Origin of the sequence: Streptomyces coerulescens (assembly GCF_042657965.1) — a bacterium.
In the GTDB taxonomy this organism is placed as follows: Bacteria; Actinomycetota; Actinomycetes; order Streptomycetales; family Streptomycetaceae; genus Streptomyces; species Streptomyces coerulescens.
In genome coordinates this window covers 272,245-286,211 of the sequence record NZ_JBHSKM010000004.1, presented here as the reverse complement: position 1 = coordinate 286,211, position 13,967 = coordinate 272,245, and the positions used below count along the sequence as shown (strand labels likewise).

Annotated in this window: 14 protein-coding genes; 9 read left to right on the top strand and 5 right to left on the bottom strand. The window is 67.2% G+C overall.

All coding sequences use genetic code 11. From position 1 onward, the window contains the following. Window positions 1–131: 131 nt before the first annotated feature. The 3 genes from gnd to dnaA all read right to left on the bottom strand — a co-directional run bounded on the left by gnd (window position 132) and on the right by dnaA (window position 5,211). On the bottom strand, window positions 132–1,007 hold the full coding sequence (gnd, locus tag ACFPQ9_RS09700; protein WP_380849790.1) for a phosphogluconate dehydrogenase (NAD(+)-dependent, decarboxylating): 876 nt from the start codon (window positions 1,005–1,007) through the stop codon (window positions 132–134). A 258-nt stretch (window positions 1,008–1,265) separates the two neighbouring features. Further along, window positions 1,266–2,396 carry a DNA polymerase III subunit beta gene (gene dnaN, locus ACFPQ9_RS09695; RefSeq protein ID WP_190071244.1) on the bottom strand — a complete coding sequence of 377 codons (1,131 nt, stop codon included), beginning with the start codon at window positions 2,394–2,396 and terminating at the stop codon, window positions 1,266–1,268. An 880-nt stretch (window positions 2,397–3,276) separates the two neighbouring features. Then, window positions 3,277–5,211, bottom strand: coding sequence for a chromosomal replication initiator protein DnaA (dnaA, locus tag ACFPQ9_RS09690; RefSeq protein ID WP_380849787.1), 1,935 nt, complete (start codon window positions 5,209–5,211; stop codon window positions 3,277–3,279). Window positions 5,212–5,594: 383 nt separating this feature from the next. Here dnaA and rpmH point away from each other — a divergent pair, with 383 nt between their 5' ends. From rpmH to ACFPQ9_RS09645, 9 genes are all read left to right on the top strand, one after another. Beyond that, window positions 5,595–5,732 carry a 50S ribosomal protein L34 gene (gene rpmH, locus ACFPQ9_RS09685; RefSeq protein WP_015659252.1) on the top strand — a complete coding sequence of 46 codons (138 nt, stop codon included), beginning with the start codon at window positions 5,595–5,597 and terminating at the stop codon, window positions 5,730–5,732. A gap of 21 nt (window positions 5,733–5,753) precedes the next feature. Further along, window positions 5,754–6,125 carry a ribonuclease P protein component gene (gene rnpA / locus ACFPQ9_RS09680; RefSeq protein ID WP_380849783.1) on the top strand — a complete coding sequence of 124 codons (372 nt, stop codon included), beginning with the start codon at window positions 5,754–5,756 and terminating at the stop codon, window positions 6,123–6,125. Beyond that, on the top strand, window positions 6,122–6,475 hold the full coding sequence (yidD, locus tag ACFPQ9_RS09675; RefSeq protein ID WP_107904969.1) for a membrane protein insertion efficiency factor YidD: 354 nt from the start codon (window positions 6,122–6,124) through the stop codon (window positions 6,473–6,475). Before rnpA ends, yidD begins: the two co-directional genes overlap by 4 nt. Window positions 6,476–6,478: 3 nt before the next feature. Further along, window positions 6,479–7,741: a membrane protein insertase YidC gene (gene yidC, locus ACFPQ9_RS09670; RefSeq protein ID WP_380849779.1), complete on the top strand. Its 1,263-nt coding sequence runs from the start codon at window positions 6,479–6,481 to the stop codon at window positions 7,739–7,741. A 15-nt stretch (window positions 7,742–7,756) separates the two neighbouring features. Beyond that, entirely contained in the window at window positions 7,757–8,269 is a 513-nt protein-coding gene (locus tag ACFPQ9_RS09665; RefSeq protein WP_380849776.1) for a Jag family protein, read from the top strand. 125 nt (window positions 8,270–8,394) lie between these two features. Next, window positions 8,395–9,111 carry a 16S rRNA (guanine(527)-N(7))-methyltransferase RsmG gene (rsmG, locus tag ACFPQ9_RS09660; RefSeq protein WP_030947159.1) on the top strand — a complete coding sequence of 239 codons (717 nt, stop codon included), beginning with the start codon at window positions 8,395–8,397 and terminating at the stop codon, window positions 9,109–9,111. Window positions 9,112–9,406: 295 nt separating this feature from the next. Continuing rightward, complete coding sequence (locus ACFPQ9_RS09655) at window positions 9,407–10,480, top strand: ParA family protein (protein ID WP_380850076.1); 1,074 nt, start codon at window positions 9,407–9,409, stop codon at window positions 10,478–10,480. Further along, window positions 10,477–11,577: a ParB/RepB/Spo0J family partition protein gene (locus ACFPQ9_RS09650; RefSeq protein WP_380849773.1), complete on the top strand. Its 1,101-nt coding sequence runs from the start codon at window positions 10,477–10,479 to the stop codon at window positions 11,575–11,577. The genes ACFPQ9_RS09655 and ACFPQ9_RS09650 overlap by 4 nt, the downstream gene beginning before the upstream one ends. 321 nt (window positions 11,578–11,898) lie before the next feature. Continuing rightward, the gene (locus ACFPQ9_RS09645; protein WP_380849770.1) at window positions 11,899–12,516 is read left to right on the top strand and encodes a GNAT family N-acetyltransferase; all 618 of its coding nucleotides are present in this window, start codon (window positions 11,899–11,901) and stop codon (window positions 12,514–12,516) included. A gap of 52 nt (window positions 12,517–12,568) precedes the next feature. Here the strand turns inward: ACFPQ9_RS09645 and trxA are convergent, their stop codons facing one another. After that, entirely contained in the window at window positions 12,569–12,901 is a 333-nt protein-coding gene (trxA, locus tag ACFPQ9_RS09640) for a thioredoxin (RefSeq protein ID WP_380849767.1), read from the bottom strand. 42 nt (window positions 12,902–12,943) lie between these two features. Then, on the bottom strand, window positions 12,944–13,912 hold the full coding sequence (gene trxB / locus ACFPQ9_RS09635) for a thioredoxin-disulfide reductase (RefSeq protein ID WP_380849764.1): 969 nt from the start codon (window positions 13,910–13,912) through the stop codon (window positions 12,944–12,946). Window positions 13,913–13,967: the final 55 nt, after the last annotated feature.

Genomic DNA, 13,967 nt, shown 5'->3' with positions numbered 1-13,967 from the left:
TGTGGTTGAACCGTCCCCAGTTGTGGACAACCGGGCCACCCCCGAGGGTGCCAGGCCGGCATCCCCAGGGTGTGGATTACTTGTTCTCGTTTCTCGGTCTTGTCGTGCTCGGTCGTACGGCGCCCGGCGGGCTACTTCTTCTCCACCGCGTGGCCGCCGAACTGGTTCCGCAACGCCGCGATCATCTTCATCTGCGGCAAATCGTCCTGGCGGGACGCGAACCGCGCGAACAGCGACGCCGTGATCGCCGGCAGCGGCACCGCGTGGTCGATCGCGGCTTCCACAGTCCAGCGTCCCTCACCGGAGTCCTGTGCAAAACCCTTGAGCCTGTCGAGGTGCTCGTCCTCGTCGAGGGCGTTCACCGCAAGGTCCAGCAGCCAGGACCGGATGACCGTGCCCTCCTGCCAGGAGCGGAAGACCTCCCGGACGTCGGTCACGGAGTCGACCTTCTCCAGCAGCTCCCAGCCCTCCGCGTAGGCCTGCATCATCGCGTACTCGATGCCGTTGTGGACCATCTTCGCGAAGTGGCCCGCGCCCACCTTGCCGGCGTGCATCGCGCCGAAGTCGCCCTCGGGCTTCAGCGCGTCGAAGAACGGCTGCACCTTGGCGACGTCCTCCGCGTCCCCGCCGTACATCAGCGCATAACCGTTCTCCAGGCCCCAGACGCCGCCGGAGACGCCGCAGTCGACGAATCCGATGCCCTTGGCCGCCAGCTCCCGCGCGTGCCGCTCGTCGTCCGTCCAGCGGGAGTTCCCACCGTCCACCACGACGTCACCGGGCTCCAGGAGCTCGGCGAGCTCGTCGATCGTCGACTGGGTCGCGGCACCGGCCGGGACCATCACCCAGATCACGCGCGGGCCGGGGAGCTTACCCACAAGCTCTTCCAGGCTGTGGACATCCGCGAGGTCCTGGTTGCGGTCGTATCCGACGACGGTGTGGCCCGCGCGGCGTATCCGCTCGCGCATGTTGCCGCCCATCTTGCCGAGGCCGACGAGACCGAGCTCCATCAGTTGTTCCTTAGGTTGCTGTGGCGTATGAGGCACCTTCATGCCCACGCCAGAGCCTAAACCCGGACGCACGCGCACATCCGTGGGCATACGCGCTCATACGTACGCCCTCACCTGCGGCTTCTCAGAGGACCTCCCGAACGGGCCGGTGATCCACAGCCGTGCCGGGACTGTGGAGGAAGATCCGCGCCGAGTACCCGTCTCCGGACGAGCCGACGGCCGGGAAATCCACTGATTCCCCGGCCGCTGTGGACAACGTCAGCCGCTCAGACGCACCGGCATGATCAGGTACTTGTAGGCCTCGTCCGCCTCGGCGTCCAGCGCCGGCTTGCCGCTCAGCAGCGCGGGCTTGGTGGACGTCGTGAACGACAGCTGCGCCACCGGGGAGTCGATCGCGCTCAGGCCGTCCAGCAGGAACGTCGGGTTGAAGGCGATCGAGATGTCGTCGCCGTCCAGCTGGGCGTCAACCCTTTCCACAGCCTGTGCGTCATCGCTGGAACCGGCCTCCAGGATCAGCACGCCCTGCTCGAAGCTGAGCCGCACCGGGGTGTTCCGCTCGGCGACCAGGGCCACACGCTTGACGGCCTCCACGAAGGGGGCGGTCTCGATCACGGCGACGGAGTTGAACTCGGTCGGGAACAGCGTGCGGTACTTCGGGAGGTCGCCCTCCAGCAGACGGGTCGTCGTCCGGCGACCCGCGCCCTCGAAACCGATCAGACCCTCGCCCGCACCCGAGCCCGAGAGCGCCAACGTGACGCTGTCGCCGCTGGTCAGCGCCTTGGCGGTGTCCAGGAGCGTCTTGGCGGGGACCAGGGCGACCGCCGAGGCCTCCGGGTTCTCCGGCTTCCACAGGAACTCGCGGACCGCGAAACGGTAGCGGTCGGTGGAGGCCAGCGTGACGGTGTCGCCCTCGATCTCGATGCGCACACCGGTCAGGACGGGCAGCGTGTCGTCACGGCCGGCGGCGATGGCGACCTGGGAGGCCGCGGAGGCGAAGACCTCGCCGGGGACGGTGCCCGTGGCGGTCGGCATCTGCGGCAGGGCCGGGTACTCCTCCACAGGCAGGGTGTGGAGTGTGAATCGCGAGGAGCCGCAGACCACGGTCGCCCGTACACCGTCTGTGGAAATCTCCACCGGGCGGTTGGGCAGAGCGCGGCAGATGTCGGCGAGCAGCCGGCCGGAGACGAGGACCGTGCCCTCCTCCTCGACCTCGGCCTCGACGCTGACACGAGCGGAGACCTCGTAGTCGAAGCTCGACAGGCTCAGCTGACCGTCCTCGGCCTTCAGCAGGAGGCCGGCGAGGACAGGCGCCGGCGGACGGGCCGGGAGGCTGCGCGCCGCCCAGGCCACGGCCTCCGCGAGTACGTCGCGTTCCACCCGGATCTTCACTGTTGCCGCCTCCTGCTGTTGCCGGCGCTTCTCGCCCTGCCTGGCTTCGTCGTCTGTCGTGGTGTCGTCGGCCCCAGTGAGGGGAAGGACACCGGGAACAGTCTGACGCACCCCACTGACAGTAGGTGCCTCTCGGGGTCAAGTCGTGACGAGGGGCAGCCGGGAGCCGGACAGCGAGTTGTGCACAGGGCCCTCTTCGAAACGGATTCCCAGCTCTCTCTAGTTGGGAGTAGTAGTAGGGCCTGTGGATACCGTGGATAACCACGTTTTCCCAGTTCAGAGCAGAGATTTTGTCCACGGGCCCTGTGGGCGGAGGCAGTGGACAACCGAGCGTTTCTGTGGAGAACGGAAAGTTCTGCACACCCCATGCACAGCCTGGGGCGACTTCTCCCCAGCCCCGTCCCCAGCTTTGCTCACCTTTCCCACAGCCCGACCCGGCACCTTTGTGTGACGCCTTTCACTCGACCCGGTGAGGAGGCGCGTCGCGTTGCCGAACAGTGGACAGCGGTGTGGAGAAGCTGGGGATCGCTGGGGACAACTCGCCCCAGCCTGTGGGTTGTCGGTGGACAACTTCATGCACAGCCTGTGGATCTTCTCGCTGTCCACAGTCTGTGGAGATCGTTCGTCCACGAATCCACATGCAGTTGACCTGGTCCGATCGTCTTTCAACAGGGCCCGCTGTGGACACAGTCTGGACAACTTCCCAGTCCCCAGGGTGTGGACGCCAGAAAGTCACCGAATCTGTGGAGAGTGGCCGTAACCCGGCAGGTATTCGAACAGCCGAGGTCCGCGACATGACGAAGGGCGCCCCGGGATCTCGTCCCGAAGCGCCCTCAGTGACGTACGAGCGGCCCTCGCGGCCCGCCCGAGGCCGGCTCCGTCAGCCGTTCTTGATGCGGTTGGTGAGCTCGGTGACCTGGTTGTAGATGGAGCGCCGCTCGGCCATCAGATTGCGGATCTTGCGGTCCGCGTGCATCACCGTGGTGTGGTCGCGGCCGCCGAACAGCGCGCCGATCTTCGGCAGGGACAGGTCCGTCAGCTCGCGGCACAGGTACATGGCGATCTGCCGGGCGGTGACCAGCTGGCGGCCGCGCGAGCTGCCGCACAGGTCCTCGACCGTGAGGCCGAAGTAGTCGGCGGTGGCGCTCATGATCGCCGTGGAGGTGATCTCCGGGGTCGCGTCGTCGCCGCCGGGGATCAGGTCCTTGAGGACGATCTCCGTCAGGCCCAGGTCCACCGGCTGCCGGTTGAGCGAGGCGAAAGCGGTCACACGGATCAGCGCGCCCTCCAGCTCGCGGATGTTGCGCGAGATGCGGGAGGCGATGAACTCCAGTACCTCCGGCGGGGCGTTGAGCTGCTCCTGGACCGCCTTCTTGCGCAGGATCGCGATACGCGTCTCCAGCTCGGGCGGCTGGACGTCGGTGATCAGACCCCACTCGAAACGGTTCCGCAGCCGGTCCTCCAGAGTGACCAGCTGCTTGGGCGGCCGGTCGCTGGAGAGCACGATCTGCTTGTTGGCGTTGTGGAGCGTGTTGAAGGTGTGGAAGAACTCCTCCTGCGTCGACTCCTTGTCCGCGAGGAACTGGATGTCGTCGACGAGCAGGATGTCCATCTCGCGGTAGCGCTTGCGGAAGCTGTCGCCCTTGCCGTCGCGGATGGAGTTGATGAACTCGTTGGTGAACTCCTCCGAGCTCACGTACCGCACGCGCGTGCCCGGGTAGAGGCTGCGCGCGTAGTGCCCGATCGCGTGCAGCAGGTGCGTCTTGCCGAGTCCCGACTCCCCGTAGATGAAGAGGGGGTTGTAGGCCTTCGCGGGCGCCTCGGCGACGGCGACGGCGGCCGCGTGCGCGAAGCGGTTGGAGGCGCCGATGACGAAGGTGTCGAAGAGGTACTTCGGGTTCAGACGTGCCGTCGGCTCGCCGGGGCCGGGCGCCGGCGCGGGCTGCGCGGCCAGCGGACCGGGGGCGCCGGTGGCGGGCAGGCCGGGGCCGACGGGGCCGCCGCGGTGCACATGGCCGGAGCCGACGGGCGGCTCGGGCAGCTCACGGCGGCCGTCGCGGTCGTAGTCGGCGCGCGGCTGGTCGTAGTCGGGCCGCTGCTGCTCATATTCGGAGCGGTGCTTGTCGTAGTCGGAGCGGTGCTGCTCGTACTCCGAGCGGTGACCGTCGTACGGCGGCCGTTCCATCGGCTGCGGGCGGTAGTCCTGGGAGGGGCCGCCGTAGGAGTCCTGCTGGTACGGGTCCTGCTGGTAGGAGTCCTGCGACGGGGAGGCATAGGGGTCCCGCTCGGGGAAGCCGAGCCGCTGCTGCTGCCAGCTGTACTCGTCCTGTGTCGGACGCGGCCAGCTGCCGGGGGTGTGCTCGGGGCGCTGGTACTCGCCCGGGTAGGCCGGGCGTGCGGTGGGCAGCGGGTCGGCGGGGCCGGACATCTGGTCGTCGGCGCGGTGGCGGCCGTAGCTCTCGTACGACGGGAGCTCGGGCTCCTCGTAGCGGGGCTGCGGCGGGGGCTGGGGCGCAGGCGGGGCCGGGGGTTCGCCGGCGGAGTCGTCGACGGTGATCGCGATGCGGATCGGCCGGCCGCACTCGCGGCTCAGGGTGTCGCTGACGATCGGGGCGAGACGGCCCTCCAGTACGCCTTTCGCAAATTCGTTCGGTACGGCGAGCAGGGCGGTGTCCGCGACCAGCGCGAGGGGCTGGCAGCGCCGGATCCAGTGCTCGTCCTTGGTCTCCACTCCCTGCCCGCGGCCTTCACCGCCGAGAAGTTGCTCCAGTACTCGTGGCCACACTGCGGCAAGATCGGCAGGTACGTCAGCCACAGGGCACGCTCTCTCACAGGTCCCACGAACGTGTGATTGTGGGACGGGTCGGGATTCAATCGGGTGGAGCCAGAATCAAGGGGACAAGGGAACGAATCGGAGTCCAGCCACGGTAGTCAGGGCGGTGGGTGCGGTTCAAGTTGTTGTCCCCAGCCTGTGGATAGTGTCTCCCAGTGACCCCTGGTTTGACCGGATGGCGTAGCCGCGCGTACCGTAACCAGGTCGAGTTGTCGATGGCTGCTGCCGCCTGCCTCCGATGGGCACAGATCGCGTCAGGTGATCGGGAAGCGGTGCACTCGGGCGTAACTGCGAGCTACTCGTGGGCGCACGGTGACAGCCAGGACGGCACCCGCCAAACACCGATTTATCTCTGGAGCCCCCGAGTGAGCAAGCGCACCTTCCAGCCGAACAACCGTCGTCGCGCGAAGACCCACGGCTTCCGCCTGCGGATGCGCACCCGCGCCGGCCGCGCGATTCTCGCGAACCGTCGTGCCAAGGGTCGCGCCAGCCTGTCCGCCTGATCCTGATCAGGTCATGACGTCGTGCTGCCCACCGAGAACCGGCTGAGGCGGCGCGAGGACTTCGCGACCGCGGTACGACGGGGTCGCCGGGCAGGCCGCCCGACACTCGTCGTCCACCTTCGTAGCGGTGCCACGGACCCGCACGCGCCTGGGGAGAGCGCTCCCCCGACGCGTGCGGGTTTCGTCGTGAGCAAGGCAGTGGGTGGCGCGGTCGTACGGAACAAGGTGAAGCGCAGGCTTCGCCATCTGATGCGCGACCGAGTCGACCGGCTGCCCCCCGGTAGCCTGGTAGTCGTACGAGCGTTGCCCGGTTCGGGTGATGCCGACCATGCACAGCTGGCCCGAGACCTGGATGCCGCTCTGCAGCGGCTGCTGGGAGGGGGCGCGCGATGAAGTACCCACTGCTGGCTCTGATCAAGCTGTACCAGTGGACGATCAGTCCGCTGCTCGGGCCGGTGTGCAAGTACTACCCGTCGTGCTCCCACTACGGGTACACGGCCATCGACCGGCACGGTGCGATCAAGGGCACGGCGCTCACCGCCTGGCGCATCCTGCGGTGCAACCCGTGGTCACTGGGCGGTGTGGATCATGTCCCGCCGCGCAAGCGACCACGGTGGCACGAAATGGTGCGCAACGCGTGGCGCGCACGGAAGGGCGGGCCCTCCGCCGCCGAAACGGCCATCGAAGGTGAAGTTCCTTCAAGCCCGGCCGCAGAGACCCCGTCCCATGTCCAAGGAGCATGATTAGTGGACACGATTGCCAGCCTCTTCAGCTTCATCACGACACCCGTTTCCTGGGTCATCGTCCAGTTCCACACCGTGTACGGCGCCATCTTCGGCCCTGACACCGGGTGGGCCTGGGGCCTGTCCATCGTGTCCCTGGTGATTCTGATCCGTATCTGCCTGATCCCGCTCTTCGTGAAGCAGATCAAGGCGACCCGGGCCATGCAGACGCTCCAGCCCGAGATGAAGAAGATCCAGGAGCGCTACAAGAACGACAAGCAGCGTCAGTCCGAAGAGATGATGAAGCTGTACAAGGAGACGGGCACCAACCCGCTCTCCTCGTGCCTTCCCATCCTGGCGCAGTCGCCGTTCTTCTTCGCCCTGTACCACGTGCTCAACAGCATCGCGAACAATGACACCGTCGGTGTCATCAACCAGAGCCTGCTGGAGAGCGCGCAGAAGGCGCACATCTTCGGTGCCCCGCTGGCCGCGAAGTTCACCGACAGCTCTGCTGAGGTCGCCGCGCTCGACGCCTCGCTGACCACCGTCCGCATCGTCACCGCGGTCATGATCGTCCTGATGTCGGCGTCGCAGTTCTACACGCAGCGCCAGCTGATGACGAAGAACGTCGACACCACGGTGAAGACGCCGTTCATGCAGCAGCAGAAGATGCTGATGTACATCTTCCCGGTCATGTTCGCCGTCTTCGGCATCAACTTCCCCGTCGGTGTCCTCGTCTACTGGCTGACCACCAACGTGTGGACCATGGGCCAGCAGATGTACGTCATCCACAACAACCCGACCCCGGGTTCCAAGGCCCAGGCCGCGTACCTGGAGCGCTTGACCAAGCACGTCACGAACCACGGCAAGACCCGCCGCCGGGGCGAGCGCGCCATCGTCAAGGCCATCGTCGCCAAGGGCCGCGACCGCAACGAGTTCGAGCGCAAGTTCATCAACGGTCTGACCAAGGCCGGCCTCGCGGCGCAGGCCGACGGCACCGTGGTGAAGAGCGAGGGCGCCGTCGCCACCGTGACCGAGGACGGTACGCCGACCACGGCGACGCCCAAGCGTCAGCAGCCGAAGCGGCAGAGCAAGTCTCAGCGTCAGTCCGGTGGTCCGAAGCAGGCCGGCGAGCCGACCTCGCTGGAGAAGTCCGAGCCTCAGGACGCCAAGCCCGACACCGCCAAGAAGGCCGCGCCCAAGTCCGGCAGCAGCGGCCGCAGCAAGGCCCAGTCCGGGCAGCGCAAGGGCGGTCCGCAGCGCCCCAAGTCCCCGTCCAAGAAGTAAGAAGGAGCCCATCCCGTGACGGAAGGCACCACCTCCGCCGCTGCCGAGGGTGCAGACACCCTGACTCGCCTGGAGCAGGAGGGCGAGATCGCGGCGGACTACCTCGAGGGTCTGCTCGACATCGCCGATCTCGACGGCGACATCGACATGGATGTCGAGGCCGACCGCGCCGCTGTGTCGATCATCAGCGACGCGGGCAGCCGAGACCTGCAGAAGCTGGTCGGGCGTGAGGGCGAGGTGCTGGAGGCGCTTCAGGAGCTCACGCGCCTGGCCGTGCACCGGGAGACCGGGGACCGCAGCAGGCTGATGCTGGACATCGCGGGCTACCGGGCCAAGAAGCGGGCCGAGCTCTCCGAGCTGGGCGCCAAGGCCGCCGCCGAGGTCAAGAGCACAGGCGAGCCCGTGAAGATGAAGCCGATGACGCCGTTCGAGCGCAAGGTCGTGCACGATGCGGTGAAGTCGGCGGGCCTGCGGAGCGAGTCCGAGGGCGAGGAGCCGCAGCGGTTCGTCGTCGTACTTCCCGCCTGATCGGTCTCTACGTTTCTCCGGCCCCGTCTGTGCGCAGGCGGGGCCGAACTTTGTCAGCCTGTTAGTTCTGGTGGTTCTGGTGATCGGCGCCCGGAGCGCCGGCGCGGTACGGAAGGACGGTCCCCGTGACGGAGGCAGCGGAGCTCCCCCCTGTGCCCGAACAGGCACGTGAGGTGTTCGGCGATCGCTACGCTGATGCGGTCCGCTACGCCGAACTGCTCGCTGAGGCGGGTGTGCAGCGTGGCCTGATCGGCCCGCGAGAGGTGCCCCGTCTGTGGGAGCGCCATCTGCTGAACTGCGCGGTGCTTTCGGAGGTCGTTCCCGAGGGTGTGACGGTGTGCGACGTCGGCTCGGGGGCCGGTCTGCCCGGCATCCCTCTGGCACTGGTCCGGGAGGACCTGAAGATCACTCTCCTGGAGCCTCTCCTGCGGCGGACGAACTTCCTGACGGAGGTCGTGGAGCTGCTGGGGCTCGATCATGTGACGGTCGTCCGTGGTCGTGCCGAGGAAGTCATGGGGAAGCTGCCGCCCGTGCATGTGGTGACCGCTCGTGCCGTGGCTCCGCTGGACCGGTTGGCCACCTGGGGCATCCCTCTGCTGCGCCCGTACGGCGAGATGCTGGCGCTCAAGGGCGACACCGCGGAGGAGGAGCTGAAGAGTGCGGCGACCGCTCTGAGCAAGCTCGGTGCGGTGGAGACCTCGATCCTCCATGTGGGCGAGGGCGTAGTGGATCCGATGTCCACGGTCGTGCGCGTTGAGGTCGGGGAGAGCCCGGGCGGTGTGCGCTTCGCGGCGAAGCGGGCCAAGGCGGCCAGGACGGGACGTGCCCGTCGACGACGCTGATCCGTCCTGACGACGAGACGTACTCCACACAAGCTGGCAAACCTACCCATGCCGGAGTGTCGCGACAGTTCGGCCTCGGCTGCTGTGCATCGTGTTTCACGTGAAACGTCGCTCACTGCTGCACGGCATCATCAGCCGCGGCCGCGCCGCCGAACCGCGTGACCGAAAGCCCCTCGGTTCCCTGAGAGAGGGTGCTTCCGACAACTCTCCGTCCCCCGAGAGGGGTACGGAGGTTTCCACAGTGGTGGATTTCTCCACAGAACAACAGGCCTCACTGGTTCACGACCCCGAAGACATGGGAGGCTCTGTTCATAGCGAGCCTGAAGTCGAGGAGAGTGAATCCTTGCGGTCCGACGCCAACATCGCGGGACCGATGACCGATCCGGTCCCCGGTCCCCGTACCGAGTCGATGGGGGACGATGTTTCACGTGAAACACCGCCCCCGATGGACGACACTCCCATCGGTCGTGCTGCCCAACTGGCGGTGGAAGCTCTGGGCCGCGCCGGCGAGGGCCTGCCACGGCCCGAGCAGACCCGTGTCATTGTGGTCGCCAATCAGAAGGGGGGCGTGGGCAAGACGACGACCACCGTCAACCTTGCCGCGTCGCTCGCCCTGCATGGCGGCCGCGTACTGGTCATCGACCTCGACCCTCAGGGCAACGCGTCCACTGCCCTGGGGATCGACCACCACGCCGAAGTTCCTTCGATCTATGACGTGTTGGTCGAGAGCAAGCCGCTCGCCGAAGTCGTCCAGCCGGTCCCCGATGTCGAGGGTCTCTTCTGTGCCCCCGCCACGATCGATCTCGCCGGTGCGGAGATCGAGCTGGTGTCCCTGGTGGCACGTGAGAGCCGGCTCGAGCGGGCGATTCAGGCTTACGAGCAGCCACTCGACTACGTCCTCATCGACTGCCCGCCCTCGCTCGGTCTGCTGACGGTCAACGCGCTGGTGGCCGGGCAGGAGGTCCTGATCCCGATCCAGTGCGAGTACTACGCGCTGGAGGGTCTGGGGCAGCTGCTGCGCAACGTCGACCTGGTGCGGGGCCACCTCAACCCCGCCCTGCATGTCTCGACGATCCTGCTCACCATGTACGACGGCCGGACGCGGCTCGCGTCCCAGGTCGCGGATGAGGTACGCAACCACTTCGGCGACGAGGTGCTGCGGACGAGCATTCCTCGCTCGGTCCGTATCTCCGAGGCGCCTAGTTATGGGCAGACGGTGCTGACTTACGATCCAGGATCGAGCGGTGCCTTGTCCTACCTTGAGGCCGCACGAGAAATCGCGCTGAAGGGCGTCGGTGTCAGCTACGACCCGACGAACGGCCACTTCGGCGCCCAGAACAATCCGAGCATGGTGGAGGGGATCCAGTGAGCGAGCGACGGAGGGGTTTGGGCCGTGGACTCGGCGCACTGATCCCCGCGGCACCGACGGAGAAGACGGTGCCCCCGGCTGCGGTGGGGGGATCTGCTTCCGCCTCCCCGGCCGCTGTGCCGGTGCTGACCGACCGCGGGGTGGCCGCGGCCAAGGTGGCTACGCTGCCGCCTGTTTCACATGAAACAGAGGAGCATCCGCCGAGCCTCGTCGTGGAGGCGCCCGCCGCTCCCATGGGTGCTCACTTCGCGGAGATCCCCCTCGACGAGATCACGCCGAACCCGCGTCAGCCGCGTGAGATCTTCGACGAGGACGCGCTTCAGGAACTGGTTACCTCCATCCAGGAGGTCGGTCTCCTCCAGCCGATCGTCGTGCGGCAGATCGCTCCCTCGCGCTACGAGCTCATCATGGGCGAGCGCCGCTGGCGGGCCTGTCGTGAGGCCGGCCTCGAAGCGATCCCGGCGATCGTGCGGGCCACGGATGACGAGAAGCTTCTCCTGGACGCGCTGCTGGAGAACCTGCACCGCGCTCAGCTGAACCCGATCGAAGAGGCGGCTGCCTACGATCAGCTGCTGAAGGACTTCAACTGCACGCATGACCAGTTGGCTGACCGGATCGGCCGTTCCCGGCCTCAGGTCTCCAACACCCTGCGTCTGCTGAAGCTCTCGCCCAAGGTCCAGAACCGGGTGGCGGCCGGAGTGCTCTCCGCAGGCCACGCGCGAGCCCTCCTCTCTGTCGAAGACCCGGAGGAGCAGGAGCGGCTGGCCTACCGGGTGGTGGCCGAAGGCCTCTCCGTACGGTCCGTCGAAGAGATCGTGACCCTGATGGGCTCCCGGCCGCAGAAGACCCCGCGGGCCAGGGGGCCCCGGGCGGGCTCCGTTCCTTCGCCGGCGCTGTCCGACCTCGCGACGCGGCTCTCGGATCGCTTCGAGACGCGAGTGAAGGTCGAGCTGGGTCAGAAGAAGGGCAAGATCACCGTCGAGTTCGCCTCGCCGGAGGACCTCGAGCGCATCCTCAGCACGCTTGCTCCGGGCGAGAAGCTCGCCCTGCAGAAGAGCCTCCTCGCTGACGACGGCGACGAGGACATCGAGGGCTGAGGCTCACGGCCGGGCGGGTCAGCTGTCCGACTCGTTCATGCGGGCCGTGTCCGGTGTGTACCGGAACACGGCCCGCACTTTGCTTTCTGGCGGTATCGATGGAATCCCAACGTGGATACGATGCGATCGGGTATGGCGCATCCACCTGGCAGACCTCTTAGGGGAGGCGGGGTCCATGCGAACGGTGAGCCGCACCGGACTGGTGAGCGCGGGTCTTGGGCTGGGCGCGGTCGGCGGATTCGTCGGCAGCCTGCTCAGGGAACGAAGCGCCCTGACAGCCGCTCGCGATGCCGCGGGCGAAGGAAGCGAGGAACAGCCTTCATGGGGCGTCGGCTCGTACCGCTCACGCTGGACAACCTTCCGGACCTTCCCAAGCGCTGCCGCTCGTGTGTCTTCTGGGAGTTGGACCCGGTCAGCGGTGAGGCAGCGGTAAAGGCCGGCACGTCCGCACTGGAGAAGGAAGCCTGGATCTCCGCCGTCCTGTTGGACTGGGGCTCCTGCGGTCGAGTCGTCTACGTCGATGAAGTGCTGGTCGGCTTTGTGCTGTACGCGCCTCCGGCTTACGTCCCTCGTGCGACGGCTTTCCCCACGAGCCCTGTCTCGCCGGACGCGGTGCAGTTGATGACCGCGTTCATCATGCCGGGCTATCAGGGCCAGGGGCTGGGCAGAGTGATGGTCCAGACGGTCGCCAAGGATCTGCTGCGGCGGGGCTTCAAGGCGATCGAGGCCTTCGGTGACGCTCGGTGGAAAGAGCCGGCGTGTGTTCTGCCCGCAGACCATCTCCTGGCCGTGGGCTTCAAGACGGTCCGTCCTCACCCCACCTCCCCGCGGCTGCGGCTGGAGCTGCGGACGACGCTGTCCTGGAAGGAAGACGTGGAGATGGCGATCGACCGGCTGCTGGGCGCGGTGCAGAAGGAACCGGTACTGCGCCCCCTCTAAAGCAAATGGGCCAACCCGCTCGGGTTGGCCCATTCGTGTTTCACGTGAAACATCACTCGGCGATGAAGTCCTCGAGGTCGCGGAGGATCGCGGCCTTCGGCTTCGCGCCAACGATGGTCTTGGCGACCTCGCCGTTGTGGTAGACGTTCAGCGTCGGGATGGACATGACGCCGTACTTGGCGGCCGTACCCGGGTTCTCGTCGATGTTGAGCTTGACGATCTCGATCTTGTCGCCGTGCTCGGCGGCGATGGCCTCCAGCGACGGCGCGATCTGGCGGCACGGACCGCACCAGGCGGCCCAGAAGTCCACCAGGACGGGCTTGTCGCTCTTGAGGACGTCCTGGTCGAAGGAGTCGTCGGTCACGTTCTTCAGGGTGCCGGCCACGGCGGGCTCCTTAACTGATGGGGTGCGTGGGGAGGATGGGGGTCAGACAGAGGTCTTCTCGGGCTCGGCCTTCTCCTCGTCCGCGAGGGCGGCGAGGAAGCGCTCGGCGTCGAGGGCGGCGGAACAGCCGGTGCCGGCCGCGGTGATGGCCTGGCGGTAGGTGTGGTCGACCACATCACCGGCACCGAAGACGCCGGTGAGGTTGGTGCGGGTCGAGGGGGCGCTGACCTTGAGGTAGCCCTCCTCGTCCAGCTCCAGCTGGCCCTTGAACAGCTCGGTGCGCGGGTCGTGGCCGATCGCGATGAACAGGCCGGTGACCGCGAGGTCCGAGAGCTCGCCGGTCTTGATGTTGCGCAGCTTCAGCCCGGAGAGCTTCTGCTCGCCCTGGACCTCGGCCACCTCGCTGTCCCAGACGAACTTGATCTTCGGGTCGGCGAAGGCGCGCTCCTGCATCGCCTTGGAGGCGCGCAGGGTGTCCCGGCGGTGGACGATCGTCACGGACTTGGCGAAGCGCGAGAGGAAGGTCGCCTCCTCCATCGCGGTGTCACCGCCGCCGATCACGGCGATGTCCTGGTCCTTGAAGAAGAAGCCGTCACAGGTGGCACACCACGAGACGCCACGACCGGAGAGGGCGTCCTCGTTCGGCAGGCCGAGCTTGCGGTGCTGCGAGCCGGTCGCGACGATGACGGCCTTCGCACGGTGGACCGTTCCCGCGGTGTCGGTGACGGTCTTGATCTCACCGCTCAGGTCGACGTTGACGATGTCGTCCGGGACGAGCTCGGCTCCGAAGCGCTCGGCCTGGGAGCGCATGTTGTCCATGAGCTCGGGGCCCATGATGCCGTCCTGGAAGCCCGGGAAGTTCTCCACGTCGGTCGTGTTCATGAGCGCACCGCCGGCGGTGACGGCGCCCTCGAACACCAGCGGCTTCAGCGACGCGCGCGCGGTATAGAGCGCCGCCGTGTAGCCGGCGGGCCCGGAGCCGATGATGATCACGTTTCGGACGTCGCTCACGGCTTGATTCCTCGTCTCTGGAATACGTCGTCGGACCGGTGGGAGCCCCTTTCAG